Consider the following 16,383-nt stretch of genomic DNA (forward strand, 5'->3'; position numbering starts at 1 on the left):
ATTACTTTGAAACCTATTTTGAGTGTAGATAAATAATGATATTAATGAGGATTGAGTTATGAAAAGTAAAAACTCCTTACTACTGACAACGGCATTTACTGTACTTGTTTCATTAACAGCCAATGACAGCATTGCTGGAGAAACGCAATCAGCTACAAGCTCAGTTAAAAAAAGTGTTGATAAAAAAAGTTATCGCGCCAGTAAAAAAGTACCTGCCATGCGTAACCGCGTATATGCACAACTTGCAAGAGCGCAAAAGTTAGCTGATGAAGGTGATAAAATTGAAGGCTTTGAAGTTTTAGCAGAAGTTGAAGAGCGAGTTGATAGCTTAAACAGTTATGAACGCGCCATGTTATTTAATTTCTACGGCTTTATGTACTACGCCAATGATGATATTGCATTAGCAGTGGATAGCTTTAACAAAGTCATTGCTGAAACAGCAATACCTGACAGTTTGATTACCTCTACGCTTTATTCTCTAGCGCAATTGAGTATGCAGCAACAACACTATAAAGAGGCGCTTGCCTACTTAACTCAGTGGCGCGATATATACGCTAAAGAGTTAACGGGTTCGCAAGAAATGTTATTTGCTCAAGTGTATTATCAAGATAAAGATTTTACTAATAGCTTAGAGCATAGTGAAACGGCAATCCGTTTAGTTGAAGCAAAAAATAAAATACCTAAAGAAAATTGGCTCACCTTACAACGTGCTACTTATTATGAGTTACAACAACCTAAACAAGTAACCAAGGTCATGGAAAAGCTCATACGCCTATATGACAAACCACAATATTGGTTACAACTGTCAAGCATGTACGGTGAAATTGGTGAAGAAGACAAGCAAATGGCGGTAATGGAAGCGGCTTACCAAGCAGGTTATATCACCAAAGCGAGTGATATAGTGACGTTATCGCAACTCTATTTATTCCATGGTGCGCCTTATAAAAGTGCTGAGGTGTTAGATAACTCGATTGAGCAAGGGAGTATTTTTGCTGATGAAGATAATTTAAGTATGCTAGCTCGTGCTTATTTGACTGCTAAAGAATATGATAAAGCAACAGAAGTGTTAGTGCGCGTCAGCGACATTGCGCAATCAGGTGAACATGATGCCTTATTAGCGCAAACCTATCTAAATACCGAACAATGGCAAGCGGCGATAGACTCTTCCACCTTAGCCTTAACACGATTTGCTAAACATAAGGAAGTTAATGATAAGCAAGCTAAAGATATCGCCAATATGCACTTAATTTTGGGTATGGCGAATTTCAACCTGAGAAAATTTGAACACTCTTTAGCGTCGTTTGCCAAAGCGTCAAAATTTACTAGTACTAAAAAAACGGCCTTGCAATGGGGTAAGTATGTTGAGCGTGAACAACAGCACTACAAAGTTCAGTTAGCTATGCTTAATTAGTTTACGTCGTTTAAAGTATGACCATAAAAAAGCGCCCTAGGGCGCTTTTTTGTTATGAATATCTCAGTATAAGTCATAGCACCTATCAAGGGGGATCATTCAGTAGTTTCTTTGATAGGGGAATATCACGATATACGGAAATACCTAAACTTGGCAAAGAGCACTTATTTTACACCTTTCAGGTAAGCAGCAAATCATAGTGCAAGACCAGCAAAGTTCTAGTGATATGGTTACCCTATATGTCGAGTAAAGCAGTAAAGATAACTGTTTTTATATACAGTTTTAAGGCAGTATACGGTTATACCTATTGCATTGAAAAACTCTGGACTGAAATTATCACTATGGAACCTTTTAAAAATTTATATAACGAAGACTTTTATTTAACTTTATCGGTACATTTAAAGGCATGTTTGCCAGACTTTGATGAGCAAGAATTCATGTCCCTTATGCTAAGTGATGACTTTGAGGTATTAGAGCTGAAAGAGCGAATGAGCCATACCAAAGTGGTGATGCATCAGTTTATGCCGACTGATTTCTCCCAGGCTGCCGAAGTGTTAGTGAAGTTAATTGCCAGTTTAACTAAGGCTGGCATTACTGAAGGCAGTGTTGAATATATGTTTTTACCAGAATACATAGAAACTTATGGTATAGACCATTTTCAAGAGTCGGTTAAGGTTATGGAAAAAGTAACGCAATTTACCAGTGGCGAATTTGCCGTTCGACCTTTCTTGATTAAATATGGCAATCAAATGTTGGATCAGATGATTTTGTGGAGCCAACATCAGCACTACTTGGTTAGACGTTTAGCAACTGAAGGTAGTAGACCTCGCTTACCTTGGGCGATAGCCCTGCCAGAATATAAGAAAAATCCTGTTGAAGTTTTACCTATACTACACCGCCTAGTTGATGATCCAACTGAGATTGTTCGCCGTAGCGTTGCTAATAACTTAAATGATATTGCCAAAGATAATCCACAAGTGGTCATTAATTTTACCAAAGAATATCTTGGTAAAAGTGAACAGATTGATCGAACACTTAAACATGCATGTCGAACGTTATTAAAACAGGCTTGCCCTGATACGCTGGCACTTTTTGGCTATGACAGTACTGATATAGTGCTTACTAAATTTGAGGTATTAACCAATGTTGTTAAATTTGGTGAACACGCCCAATTCAGTTTTTCGGTAAAGAATAACTCCTCAATAAGTAAAAAAATACGTTTGGAGTACGGCTTGTACTTTATGAAAAAGAACGGCCAATTATCGAAAAAGGTTTTTAAAATCAGTGAGCGCCATCTTGAGGCTCATGAATTACATCAAGTGGAACGAAAGCAGAGTTTTAAAGCGATAAGCACGCGCGTGCTTTATCCCGGAAAACACCAAGTATCAATCATATTAAATGGTAAAGAGTTTGCTGCAAAAGACTTTGTATTGGTAACCTCTGATGTGCGTGATAGATAAAGGCATTAAATGAACATGGTAAGAGGTAATTGGCCGATAATATGTAAAGTGATTAAGGTATTTTTCAATCATTATTCATAAACTTGTATATAATAAAAAGATGAATATTAAAAAACAATCTCTCCAAGAAAATGACTCTGCACTATATCTCACTGACTTATTAAATAATTCAGCTGATCTCTCTTTATTGTCAGCTTTGGAAGATTTAATTTCTATTGTGGATGAAAATTATTATTACCGTGCGGTAAGTGCTGGTTATACCAAGTTTTTTGGAATTCACAATGAATCTATTGTTGGAAAACATGTTTCAGAATTACACGGACAAGATCGTTTTGAACAGATTATTAAACCCTTCTTGGATAAAGCGCTTCAAGGTGAAGAAGTAAGTCTTCAGTTCTGGGGAAAAAACCATACAGGCGAAGAACGCTTTATTGATAGTCGTCATACTTTTTATGATGGTTTACCGATTAAGTCGGTTGCAGTTGTAGCCAGAGACATTACCGATCAAATTACTGCTCATATAGCATTAGGTAAAGAAAAACGAATGCTAACAACTATGATTGATGCACTACCTGGTTTTATATTTATCAAAGATCATAATGGCATTTATCAACGTTGTAATCGTTCTTTTGAGGTTTTTTTAAATAAAAAAAATAGTGAGATAATAGGATTTAGCGATGACGACTTGATGTCAAAGAAGTCGGCAAATTACATAAAAGGAAATGATAGAAAAGTCCTTCAAGGCAATGAAATTCGTTGTGATGAAAAGGTTACTTATAATAATGGAGATCAGCGACTACTTGATATGCTAAAGATCCCTTTGTATAACGATGACGAACATATTGAGGGCATAGTAGGGATTGGTCATGACGTTACTGATGAAAGGGAAACAGAAAGTAAATTAAAATTAGCCGCATTAGTGTTTGAAACAACTTCTGAGCCCTGTTTTATTTTAGATAAAAATGGTTACATCCAAACAGCCAATGTTGCTGCCAAATCAAATATTATGCACTCTCAAAAGTCAGATAAACATTTATTGTCAATTACCGATTTTATTTTTTGTTTTGATGGCAATCTTCTTTTTAAAGATATAATTGCGACAAAACGACAGTGGGCAGGGGATGTTATCACTAAAGGTGGACAACCTTTTTTAGCTACGCTGAATTGCACACTAGATAATAATAATATTCCTGATAATTACGTGCTTCTTCTTCGTGATAATACCAGCTCAAAAATTAGGGAGATGGATTTATCAAATAAGGCGTATTACGACTACTTGACTGGCTTACCAAATAGACTGCAATTAGAAAGTAATTTAAACAGCGCCATAATTCGTTGTGAACGACAAAAAAAGTTGATGGCTGCGTTATTTATAGATCTAGATAAGTTTAAACCTATCAATGATCAATTTGGTCATTTTGAAGGCGATAAAGTGTTGATTGAAATTGCTGCACGGATAAAGCTTGAAATAAGAAAGGTCGATTTAGTTGCCCGTATGGGGGGAGATGAATTTGTTGTCATTATTGATATTGAGAGTATTGATCAAGCGAAACATGTAGCACAAAAATTGATTGCTCAAATAGAACAACCTTTAATAATTCAAAAGAGTTCAACAACAGTTTCAGCGAGTATTGGTATTAGTATTTATCCAGATGATGCCAATAACGCTAAGGAATTATTAGAACATGCCGATCAAGCAATGTATGAAGCAAAGCTTCATTTAGATGCCGCCTATTGTTATTATCATGAAATAATAAAAGGTGATCATCTAAATTGTTAATTTTACTAATTTCTTTCTGCTAAAGCGGTTAATTTTGGTGATAGTAATTAACTCCGACTGTTAAATTGCTGAGCTCGCCTAGTTCAGTTTTACCTTAAAAAACACCGCAATAATAAGCAAAAAAATACATTTTCATTACGGACTTTATTTTATGAAAAATAACGTCCGGTTATTGATAAATGTGTTTAAAATCAGTGAAACTAACCTTAAGGAAAAGGAGTTAAATCAAGGAGAACGAAAGCCTATTTTTAAGTAATAAGCATACGAGGTTATTACCTAGAAAACAGCAAGTAGCAATCATACTTAATGATAAAGGGTTTAGCCCTTAAGTCATTGTCTTGATAGTCTCTGCTGATTCATTGCAGCAATAACTTTATTAACTACTCATATAACATACGAAACATCTGGATTATATTTATGTCTAAATCATTTTCTTACATTGTCGATCTATTTACTAAAAATATAGCTGCGTTGTTTTATTTTATTATCCTGTTAAATTTTCCCCTATCTGTCTGGGCTAATTCACTGAACGAAACGAAATTAGCTTTGTTACCTGAACCTGTTGCAAATAACGCTGTTACTCAGCTTACTATCGAGAATAAAGATTATTTCTTGTCTTTTTCTGGGGTAGGCAAAAATAAAACCTATCGCGATGTTCACAACAAGGCATTTATTTATGATGTTAATCAGAAAAAATGGCAGGCTATTGCCGGTGTTCCGATTGAGAAAGCAATTAATGGTTTAACGGGACGCTTGGCTAGTGTTGCGACAAGTATAAAAAGTAAAGCGTATGTTTTTGGCGGTTATACCGTTGCAAAAGACCATAGTGAAGTCTCAGTACCTGATGTTTATTCTTATGATGTGACTAAGGCTAACTATCAAAAGCTGGCATCGATGCCTGTACCTGTCGATGATAGTGTTGCTCTGCCTTATAATAACCGATATATCTATTTAGTTAGCGGTTGGCATAATGATGGAAATGTTAACTTGGTTCAACTATACGATATAAAAACAGATACTTGGCAGCAAGCAAGTCCATTTCCAGGTAAACCTGTCTTTGGCCAAGCAGGCGGAATTGTTGGTAATACCCTGGTTATCTGTGATGGCGTACGAGTTGATGTTCATATTAATAAACGTCGAAGTTATGCAGCTGAAGCAAGTTGCTATTTAGGCAAAATAAATAAAAAAATGCCAAGTAAAATAGCTTGGCAGTTATTACCTCACCCGACAGGAAAATCAAGATACCGAATGGCTGCAGTCGGGATAGCTAAATATCAAAAAATTGTTTTTATTGGGGGTAGTGATAATCCTTATAACTTCAATGCTATAGGTTATAACGGTCAGGCATCTTCTCCTGATAATGGCGTGTGGATCTATGATATTAAAAGCCAAAGTTGGCAAGTTAAAGCAACATCTAATGCAACAATGGACCACCGCGGTTTATTACACTTAGATGATCAGTTAATAACGATTGGCGGTATGGGAGAGAACCAGCAGGTTCTACAAACAATTAATCAGCACGGTAATGTTAACGATTATTTGTAAGTGTTTAGCATGACCGTATAATACTCCTTATTTATTAAGTAAAGATTTTGAATTAATAGTGAAGCTATACTAAATTTACCTTGCTGATTGCTGATTGCTGATAGTTATAATAGTTATAATAGATTTAATAATGAATCTATTTTAATAAATTTTCAATTCATTCAAAGAAGGACTTTAATATGGAAAGAGAAAAAAAATTCTTGATTCTTGCTTCTGTGGGTTTACTTCCTATCGCACTTTCGTATGGTGCGGCTCCTGCAGTTAGTTTGTCATTTCTATATAACATAGATGCGAGTAGCGTGAATGTTGCTCATATATTCCGAGCCGTAATGGGCTTATATCTAGCACTTATTATCTTCTGGTTGATTGGTGCAAAAAACAAAAACTTAGAATTACCAGCACTATTGAGCCTCGTTGTCTTCATGCTAGGTTTGGCTGCGGGACGTGCTTTAAGCTTAGTCGTTGACGGTATGTCTCATCCATTGTTAGTGGTTTTTTTACTACTTGAAATTGGTTTTGGCACTGTGGGTCTTATGCTTATTAAGCAGAGAAAACAACAATAAATATTAATCTAGTAAATCAGTGCATAGGTAAATCACTAAGTGATTAATTGTTGCTTAGTTGATTGGCTTATATGGAATGCTTATTTTATACAGTTGATGAATATATGAGGTTACTTAACAACCGTTTATTTATATGACTGATAATGGTTCTGAAGGGGGGCTCGTGTTCCATTGATTATGGTTCCAACTAAAGCGCATGTGAATAAGTTTAAGCGTCAAGGTGAAATTTCAGATACTTACGTCTCAGTAAAAGATTTACCTATGACAATATTAGACTATGCGGATGATAAACATCCTTTAACCACCTAGCAAGGCAGAAAAATTGTACCTCCGTCAGGTATAAAAATGACACCATATTTAGCGGGGAAATCAAAAACGGTTCGCACTGATAAAGATTGGAATCCTCAAAAAGAGTTAGGGCACTAGTCTTACGTTAACCGATGTTATTATTAAAATTATGGCGCAATACCTTCGAAAGTATTGCGCCTTTTTTATATGCTTTTAGAATTTTTATTTGTGAATATCTAAAAGCATTTATCTACTGCCATTTGCATTCTACATTTTGAGATAACACGGGTATACTGTTAGCTAATTAGTCCTAGCAATGAGAATTAAAAATGGAAATGGATGAATCAATCAATGTTTTTGGTGAAGCGTTAGTCGGCTGTGGTGGTGATCCTGTGACCGGTTTTTTTCGAGATAATAAATGTAATACCTCGCCCCAAGATGTTGGCTCACATACCATCTGCATTGAGGCAAGCCAGCAGTTTTTAGAATTTTCTCGTTTTAAAGGTAATGATTTATCAACACCCAGACCTGAATTTAATTTTGACGGTATAAAACCTGGAGATACTTGGTGTTTATGTGCAGAGCGTTGGTTAGAAGCTTATCAGGGGGATAGAGCACCTAGAGTGCATTTAAGAAAGACACATATTAAAGCGTTAGAAGTTGTGCCGATTGAAATATTAAAAAAATATGCATTAGATTTAAGTTAATCAATTTATGTTAAAAATTTAAGGTAACTAAAGCAGCATAATTAATCTAATCAAAGTTATATTGTCCTGATTCAGTGTAATAGCTTTTATTTTTATAGCGCGAATGTTTGAAGAGAATTTATATAATGAACAATATGAATCAGTTTTACCCTGAAATATCCCCGTTTAATGACTTTTTATTTGATGTTGATGGCCAACATCAAATCTATGTAGAGCAGTGTGGTAATCCTAACGGGCAACCAGTGCTTTTTATTCACGGTGGTCCAGGAGGCGGTTGTTCAACTAACGACAGGCGTTTTTTTGATCCTGAGAAGTACCATATTATTTTATTTGATCAACGTGGTTGCGGACGTTCATTACCGCACGGTTGTTTAGATAACAATGAAACCAATTTCTTAGTCGCAGATATCGAAAAGATTCGCCAACACTTGAATATTGAACAATGGCATGTCTTTGGTGGTTCGTGGGGCTCTACTTTATCTTTAGTCTATGCTCAAGCGCATCCGATAAGTGTTAAGAGTTTAGTATTACGTGGTATTTTCCTTGGACGTGATGTTGACACTAATTGGACATTTTCAGGGGGTGGGGCAACACGTATTTTCCCTGATTATTGGCAAGAGTACCTCGATGTACTGCCACTAGGTAAAGAACAAGCAACAACCAAAGCAGCCTATGAGATGTTAATTGGCGATGATAAAGTGTTAGCGCAAAAAATTGCCACGGCTTGGAGTATTTGGGAAATTCGCTGTTGTACCTTAATACCTGATCAAGCTTTTGTTGATGCCGCTACTGGGGATGATCATGCTTGGACATTAGCTCGCCATGAGGCACATTTTATGGTTAATGATTGTTTTTTATCGGACAATCAGATTTTAGCGAACTGCGATAAAATAAAAGATATCCCAACAACTATTGTTCATGGTCGTTATGATATTGTTTGCCCTGCAGATAACGCGTGGTTATTACATCAGCAGTTACCTAAATCGAGCCTTGTTATTAGTGAAGCATCAGGCCATGCCTCCGTTGAACCAAACACCAAGCACCACTTAATCGCGGCTACACAAGCAATGTTGTTAGTGTAGCGTAATAAAAATAGTATTCAGGCTGTAAATTTAGGTCTATCAGCAACACACTTAGGTTTTTATGCTTGTGTTGCTATCACTATCTCGCTACTTGCGTGAAAGTAACGTAAAATAGCCGACATTATACTATTTACACCTTTTACTCGTCTCATAAACGCGTAATTGTAGCCATTGACTTAAGGCCCACCATGAAAAAAACGTTTGAATTAATCCATCCTAAAGTAAAACTTGAAAGACGCGTTGATGCTGTAAAGCATGAAGTTAAAAAGTATCTTAAAAGAGAGCGCAACAAAAAATTACCTACAGGTGCTGACTTTTGGGACTTTGATTGCCAATTTGGTAATACCAAAGAGGAAGCAGAGCCAGTGCAATTGTCAGAGATTAATAAACGTATTGATCAAACTCAAGTGGAAGGCTTAACGTCATTTTACATTGAAATCATAGCGAAAGAAGGGATCAGAACCTTTACGCCAAGAGATGAAGATGAGAGTGACTTTGAGGACTAGTTAAATAGACTTCAGCTTAATTTAGCACATCACTACTTTTTCAGATTGATAAAGACCGAGCCATACGCTCGGTTTTTTTATTTCTGTGGTCGAATCAAAAAAACATAGCGTCGTTACCGTATAGTAAGCACTTTGTATGATAAACATTCAGACAGGAAATGACAGCGTTGTCACCCTTTGTTTTCAATGATATGGTAATGTGCAGTCACTTTTGTTTACACTTTATTAGAGTAAAAACTTAATTTAATACTAAAGTTGTATATTAAAGTCAGATCAAAAATTTTAGCATGTTAGTCATCCAATCATCTTTAGCTACTTATCACATGTAGTTTATTGCTGGAATTAAAGAAAATAATACGTTAAAACTAAGTGCAAATAATATTAGCGTTGAAGAATAATAAATATAAAGAATAAATATTTCATGTTATATCAAACAGATTAAATAGTGGGTCAACATAGCGTTACTTATTTAATCTCAATGGTATGAATAACCTCAAGTTAAGTCCGAAGGAAGAGAAAATGAAAGAATTAAAATCTTGTTATCCAGTTTCAGAAAAAGCAAAAGCGCACACTCATATTGATGCAGCTAAATACGATGCCATGTATAAGCAATCAATTGAGCAACCAGATGAGTTTTGGGGCGAACAAGCAAAAGAGTTTATAGATTGGTACCAACCTTGGGACAGCGTAAGTAAAGTTGACCTTAAAAACTCTGAAATCAACTGGTTCTCTGGCGGTAAACTTAACGTAAGTTATAACTGTATAGATCGTCATTTAGCCACTAAAGCAAATGATACCGCTATTATCTTTGAAGGTGATGATCCAAATGAAGATTTAAAGGTAACGTATCAAGAGCTACACGATCATGTTTGTCGTTTTGCAAACTTATTAAAAGAACGTGGCGTTAAAAAGGGCGACCGTGTATGTATCTACATGCCGATGATCCCTGAAGTCGGTTACGCTATGTTAGCGTGTGCACGTATTGGTGCTATCCACTCGGTTGTTTTTGGTGGTTTCTCTACCGAATCAATTAAAGCGCGTGTACTTGATGCTGACTGTAAAGTGGTTATCACTGCTGATCAATCATTACGTGGTGGTAAACGTATTCCACTTAAATCAAATGTTGATGCAGCCGTTGCAGAGTGCCCTAACGTTCACTCAGTAATTGTTGTTGCGCGTACAGGTGGTGATGTTGCTTGGAATGACAAAGTAGATATTAGCTACGAAGAAGCTGTTGCTAAACAATCAGCTGTATGTGAACCAGAAGTAATGGATGCTGAAGATCCTTTATTTATTCTTTATACCTCTGGCTCTACAGGCACACCAAAAGGTGTTGTACATACTTGTGGTGGTTACATTCTTTATGCTGCGATGACACACAAGTATGTGTTTGATTATAAAGAAGGTGAAATTTACTGGTGTACGGCCGATGCTGGCTGGATCACTGGTCACTCTTATATTTTCTACGGCCCGTTAGCAAATGGTGCAACAACGTTAGTTTTTGAAGGTGTACCAACGTACCCTGACGCTGGTCGTTTTTGGCAAGTCTGTGAAAAACATAAAGTTAACGTATTTTATACCGCACCTACCGCGATTCGTGCATTAATGAGTGTTGGTGATGATTTAGTGAATCAAGCTGATTTGTCCTCTTTACGCTTGTTAGGTTCAGTAGGTGAGCCAATTAACCCAGAAGCTTGGCATTGGTATTATGAAGTTGTTGGTAAGAGTAATTGTCCAATTGTTGATACGTGGTGGCAAACAGAAACAGGTGGTATCTTAATAACATCACTACCGGGTGCTGTAGACATGAAACCAGGTTGTGCGGGTAAGCCTTTCTTTGGTGTACAGCCTGCGCTATTTGATAAAGATGGCAATAACTTAGAAGGCGAAAACCAAGGTCTACTCGTGATGACTGCTAGCTGGCCAGGACAACTACGTACCGTTTATGGTGATCATAACCGCTTCTACCAAACGTATTTAGGTCAATACCCAGGTAACTATTTTACTGGTGATGGTGCTAAACGTGATGAAGATGGTTTTTACTGGATAACAGGGCGTGTAGATGACGTGCTTAACGTATCTGGTCACAGATTAGGTACTGCTGAAATTGAAAGTGCATTAGTACTTCACCCTGCAGTAGCCGAAGCCGCTGTTGTTGGTTACCCACATGAAATTAAAGGGCAAGGCGTTTATTGTTACGTAACGCTTATGGGTAATGCTTCAGAGTCAGATGAGTTAAACAAAGAGCTGCAAGAGTTTGTTGCAAAAGAATTAGGTCGTTTTGCTAAACCTGATTACATTCAATGGGCACCAGGCTTACCGAAAACACGCTCAGGTAAAATTATGCGTCGTATTCTACGTAAGATTGCTGAAAATGATGTTGATACTTTAGGTGATACTTCAACATTGGCAGACCCAAGTGTTGTTGAAAACCTAATTGATAAGCGTATTGTCCACGGTGGTTAATACTTAACGATTAAGTATTCACTACTAGATAATAAGTTATTGAAATAAAAGCGCCGCAAGGCGCTTTTTTAATGTCTAAACAGTATTAAGAGTCAAGAAGGGGGAAGTGTTATAATACCAATTTGATTAAATTATTGCTCACTTGTGCTGGTTAAAATAGTTCATGTCGGCGTTGCTCTCACTCAGAATAGCCAGCTATTACTCAATCGAGCGTCTTGTCCTGAAATATTTTTCCGACGCACAACAAGATCACAAACTTAATTAAACTGGTATAACTTGAATATTTGAACATAATCTAGAAATGGTCCTCTTCTACCTAAATTACCACCGATTACATAGGTGGTATCACCGAGTGTAGTTGCGGCATTGTGTCTGCTTGCTTGATAGCCTAGCTCAACCTTTTTCCATTGTTCTGTACGGAAGCTATAAGCATAGCTAGATGTTAAGTCATTGTAATTGCCAAATACAAAGAGTGTATCTTTAACAAGGGAGAGTGAATGCGCGCTGATTTTTACTGGCATTGCAGGTAGGGTTTGCCATGCATTTAATTTAGGATCATACTTTTCAAAGACATTCATAGATGACGTTTGATTGTAGCCACCAACGACATATATTTCTCCATCTTTCACTATCGCTCTTGTCGCTTTTGCTGTTGGCATTGCGGCTGCTTGCATCCACCTATTTTCCTCAATACTAAATATAGTAACTTCAGAGCTCGCTTTAAGCCTGTTATTAACAGAGTAGGCGCCACCAAAAACATAAATTTGACCACTTAATAGTACTGCAGTATTGATACGTGTTGGTGTGGGTAGAGGTGGAGCAAAGCTGATCTCGTGCGTGATTGTATTGAAAATCTCTACTCTTGGTTCAAATCGATAGTATTTTTTTTCAAAACTTACTCCGCCGATGATATAGATGGAGTGTTCTCCATCCCATACCGCTGAAAAATATCGTCTAGGTATTAATTTATTAGGGAGCACTTTTGTTTTTTCGAGTGTCGGCTCGATAATCTCAATATCAGACAGGAAACCTGACTTGTTACCACCGGCAAAGACATATATTTTTTGACCATCATTGACAACGGCATGGCCATAACGAGCTGTTGATAAAGATAATTCATCTGTATTTTTATTAGGATTAGAGCTACACGCTGTAATTGCTATTAATAGAAGTATTATTACAAAGGTGAAATGAATATTTTTAGTTGTTATCACTGATTGAGTCTCTTAATAGTTGAATGGTAAAGGTTAATGCATTTCCCCCTTACTATTCAACTATTTAATAATCTACTGGTTGAGTATGGAATGGCGCTTTTTTACGGCTGATTTGAAGGCTTTAATCGGTATGTATATTAAGATACAAGTTTTTACCTGATTATTACCATTTAGTACTATACATAGGTAAAAAAGAGTGTAATTATATCAATACAAATCGCGTATTTAAATCTTTACGATTTCTTGTTTTTGTTTTTGGTTGAGCTGTAGCCCTTATTTAGTCGCTTTTTCCTACCTTGAATTTCACATGTTTAATCTGTTTATTTAGCTAGCGTTAATACACTTTAAAGATCCACTTAGTGGAAAAAGAATCACATTGAGGAAAAACTATGACCACAGCCAGCGAATTATCTGCCGTACCGACTAGCTCAAATAACATTCATGTGAATGCTGAGCATGTACTCATTACGCCTGAAGCGCTTCGTGCTGAAATGCCGCTTTCAGAAGAAGGGCGTGAGTTTGTTCAACAGTCACGTAAAACAATTAGTGACATAATCCATAAACGAGATCCTCGTTTGCTCGTTATTTCCGGCCCATGTTCTGTCCATGATGTTGAAGCAGCTAAAGATTACGCTCGCCAATTAAAAGTGCTTCATAATAAATACCAAGGTTCATTATTTGTTGTTATGCGCGTCTACTTTGAAAAACCACGCACCACTGTGGGTTGGAAAGGTTTGATTAATGACCCACATATGGATGGTTCTTTTGATGTTGAAACAGGCCTGAGAAAAGCCCGAGAATTGATTCTTTATTTAACAGAGCTTGGTTTGCCTTTGGCAACGGAAGCACTAGACCCAATCAGCCCACAATACCTTGCGGAAGTCTTTAGCTGGTCTGCGATTGGTGCGCGTACTACCGAGTCGCAAACTCACAGAGAAATGGCCAGTGGTTTGTCCATGCCAATCGGTTTTAAAAATGGTACTAATGGAAGTTTAAGTGTCGCGGTGAACGCATTGCAATCAGCCGCTTCACCACATCACTTTATGGGGATAAACCGTCAAGGACAAGTTGCGTTAATTCAAACGAGTGGTAATCCTGATGGCCATGTTATTTTACGCGGTGGCACAGCGCCAAATTATGATGCAAAAAGTATTGCCGAGTGTGAACAAGCCTTGGCTAAGCAGGGGATTGATCCAGGTATAATTGTTGATTGTAGTCATGGTAACTCAAGTAAAGATTATACGCGTCAACCTGTGGTAACCCAGGATATCGTGGAACAAATATGTGCAGGCAATAAATCAATTATTGGTATAATGTTAGAAAGTAATATTAATGCAGGAAATCAAAGTAGTGATTTAGCTAAAGAAGAATTAGCTTATGGTGTTTCTGTTACCGATGCTTGTATTGATTTTGCTGAAACAGAGAAATTATTAGATGATGCTAATGCACGTCTATCAGGTTGTTTAACTTCGCGTTCAGCCTAAGAAGTATTTACCTAACATTGTTAGGTAAGATATTTTTAATGAAACGCGACTTTTGTCGCGTTTTCTATTTTGAAGGCATCATGCTAGATGCTTTGAATAATATGTTGTAAATAAGAGATATTAATGACGAATTCAGATCCTGACTTTGATAAAAAGTTAACTAATTTACGTGATGAAATTGATGGAATTGATAGTGATTTAGTTAAATTACTGCAAAGACGATTAGCTGTGACCAGTAAAGTTGGCCAATTAAAAAGCAGTGTTGGTAGACCTATTTATGATGCTAAACGTGAGGCGAGTTTATTTGCTAAACGTCGTCATCAGGCAAGTGAAGCAGGCCTTTCACCTGATTTAATAGAAGATGTTTTACGTCGTTTAATGCGTGATTCTTATGTCAGTCAAGATGCTAGTGGTTATCGTTGTGTTAATCCTGAATGCAAAAAGGTGGTGGTAGTTGGTGGTAAAGGTCAGCTAGGCTCTGTCTTTGTTGACTTATTTCAACGCTCTGATTACCAAGTTGCTATTATTGAACAAAATGACTGGCCAAACAGCGAAGCTATCTTAGCTGAAGCGAGTTTAGTTATTGTCGCTGTGCCTATTCGTTTGACGAGTATGGTTATTCACCAGCTTAATAACTTACCTAAAAGCTGTATCCTTGCCGATTTAACCAGTATAAAAGAGTCGCCTTTATTTGAAATGAAAAAGGTGCATGCTGGTCCAGTTGTTGGTTTGCATCCCATGTTTGGTCCTGATGTTACAGGCTTAATAAAACAAACTATCATTAGTTGTGAAGGTCGACATCCCGAGCAGTACCAATGGTTGATTGAGCAATTTGAAGTGTGGGGCGCTAAAATTTATCCTGTGCAAGCGCATGAGCATGATCAAGCGATGTCAATGGTGCAAGTGATGCGACACTTTTCTACCATTGCTTATGGCTATCATTTGATGAGTGAAGGTGCAGATATAGAAAACTTGGTCGCGATGAGCTCACCCATTTATCGATTAGAATTGATCATGGTCGGACGTTTATTTGCTCAAGATCCTACGCTTTATGCAGATATTATTTTTGCTAACAAGGATAATGTAAGCATGATGAAACGTTTTGCCTACCGTTTTTTAGAACTGCTTGAAGATGTTAGCCTTGATGACAAAGACGCCTTTGTTGCTATGTTCAATAACGTATCTGATTGGTTTGGTGACTATGCTGGTGACTTCCTCGAAGAAAGTAAGTCAATGTTATTAAAAGCGAATGAGCTGAAAAAGAATTAAGCTAGCTTTAACGTTTTCCAACCTTTGCGCTAGTATTATTACTAGCGCTATTTCCTTTATATGTTATCAACACTTATTGCTAAAATGCCATAATAAAGCATAAATATTAAGCTACATGTTCTGAAGCTTATTCATATTTTTCACAATCTATCTGTCATGCTCCCAACTGTGAGTACAATCAGTGTATTTACTTTTTATTGTTTTTTAACTTTTGTTCTTGTTGCCAAGCCCAGGTTGGTGATTTCATCAGTAGGTTCCAGCGGTAACCCCAGTTGGGAGCTTGCCATAATCGACTTGTTAGTTTTGTATAACCAGAAAAGAATACTTTTATCGGATTTACGCTTTTCAGCTGAGGGTGGACACCATAGGAAACAACCTCTTTTTCTTCGGCAAATGTGCCAAACATTTTGTCCCAAATAATAAAAATACCAGCATAGTTTTTATCTAAATACTGCTTATTGGTACCATGATGAACTCTATGTGCATATTCTCATGCATCGCGATCACCTAATACCATCTAAGCCGATCACCTAATACCATCCATCGCGATCACTCAATACCATCGATGCCGATCACTTTTCGGTCAAAATGGTATTGAGTGATCGGCT

General features: G+C 37.0%; 13 protein-coding genes. 11 read left to right on the plus strand and 2 right to left on the minus strand.

Annotation, left to right across the window (positions count from 1 at the left end):
* The first annotated feature begins 58 nt into the window (after positions 1-58).
* The 9 genes from ND2E_RS08515 (at position 59) to acs (ending at position 11,808) form a co-directional block, all read left to right on the plus strand.
* Positions 59-1,411: a tetratricopeptide repeat protein gene (locus ND2E_RS08515; RefSeq protein WP_033094348.1), complete on the plus strand. Its 1,353-nt coding sequence runs from the start codon at positions 59-61 to the stop codon at positions 1,409-1,411.
* Positions 1,412-1,650: 239 nt separating this feature from the next.
* Complete coding sequence (locus ND2E_RS08510; RefSeq protein WP_223303624.1) at positions 1,651-2,871, plus strand: DNA alkylation repair protein; 1,221 nt, start codon at positions 1,651-1,653, stop codon at positions 2,869-2,871.
* Between the two features lie 100 nt (positions 2,872-2,971).
* Positions 2,972-4,651 (plus strand): sensor domain-containing protein, encoded by a 1,680-nt coding sequence (locus tag ND2E_RS08505; protein ID WP_033094349.1) that lies wholly within the window; start codon positions 2,972-2,974, stop codon positions 4,649-4,651.
* Between the two features lie 417 nt (positions 4,652-5,068).
* A complete protein-coding gene (locus ND2E_RS08500; RefSeq protein ID WP_190277836.1) occupies positions 5,069-6,196 on the plus strand; it encodes a Kelch repeat-containing protein in 1,128 nt (375 codons plus the stop codon).
* 179 nt (positions 6,197-6,375) lie between these two features.
* A complete protein-coding gene (locus ND2E_RS08495; RefSeq protein WP_033094350.1) occupies positions 6,376-6,759 on the plus strand; it encodes a DUF4345 domain-containing protein in 384 nt (127 codons plus the stop codon).
* A 617-nt stretch (positions 6,760-7,376) separates the two neighbouring features.
* The gene (locus ND2E_RS08490) at positions 7,377-7,754 is read left to right on the plus strand and encodes a DUF2237 family protein (RefSeq protein WP_033094351.1); all 378 of its coding nucleotides are present in this window, start codon (positions 7,377-7,379) and stop codon (positions 7,752-7,754) included.
* A gap of 125 nt (positions 7,755-7,879) precedes the next feature.
* Positions 7,880-8,836, plus strand: coding sequence for a prolyl aminopeptidase (gene pip / locus ND2E_RS08485; protein WP_223303625.1), 957 nt, complete (start codon positions 7,880-7,882; stop codon positions 8,834-8,836).
* 188 nt (positions 8,837-9,024) lie between these two features.
* A complete protein-coding gene (locus ND2E_RS08480) occupies positions 9,025-9,342 on the plus strand; it encodes a DUF6172 family protein (protein WP_033094352.1) in 318 nt (105 codons plus the stop codon).
* Positions 9,343-9,861: 519 nt separating this feature from the next.
* Positions 9,862-11,808: an acetate--CoA ligase gene (acs, locus tag ND2E_RS08475; protein ID WP_033094353.1), complete on the plus strand. Its 1,947-nt coding sequence runs from the start codon at positions 9,862-9,864 to the stop codon at positions 11,806-11,808.
* Positions 11,809-12,065: 257 nt separating this feature from the next.
* Here the strand turns inward: acs and ND2E_RS08470 are convergent, their stop codons facing one another.
* Positions 12,066-13,022 carry a Kelch repeat-containing protein gene (locus ND2E_RS08470; protein WP_052056637.1) on the minus strand — a complete coding sequence of 319 codons (957 nt, stop codon included), beginning with the start codon at positions 13,020-13,022 and terminating at the stop codon, positions 12,066-12,068.
* Between the two features lie 389 nt (positions 13,023-13,411).
* Between ND2E_RS08470 and ND2E_RS08465 the strand changes: the two genes are divergently transcribed.
* Positions 13,412-14,506, plus strand: coding sequence for a 3-deoxy-7-phosphoheptulonate synthase (locus tag ND2E_RS08465; protein WP_052056639.1), 1,095 nt, complete (start codon positions 13,412-13,414; stop codon positions 14,504-14,506).
* A 123-nt stretch (positions 14,507-14,629) separates the two neighbouring features.
* Positions 14,630-15,775 carry a bifunctional chorismate mutase/prephenate dehydrogenase gene (tyrA, locus tag ND2E_RS08460; RefSeq protein WP_033094354.1) on the plus strand — a complete coding sequence of 382 codons (1,146 nt, stop codon included), beginning with the start codon at positions 14,630-14,632 and terminating at the stop codon, positions 15,773-15,775.
* 187 nt (positions 15,776-15,962) lie between these two features.
* Here tyrA and ND2E_RS23615 read toward each other — a convergent pair whose 3' ends face one another.
* On the minus strand, positions 15,963-16,181 hold the full coding sequence (locus ND2E_RS23615) for a hypothetical protein (protein ID WP_033094355.1): 219 nt from the start codon (positions 16,179-16,181) through the stop codon (positions 15,963-15,965).
* Between the last annotated feature and the right edge of the window lie 202 nt (positions 16,182-16,383).

Origin of the sequence: Colwellia psychrerythraea (assembly GCF_000764225.1) — a bacterium.
Classification (GTDB): domain Bacteria; phylum Pseudomonadota; class Gammaproteobacteria; order Enterobacterales; family Alteromonadaceae; genus Colwellia; species Colwellia psychrerythraea_D.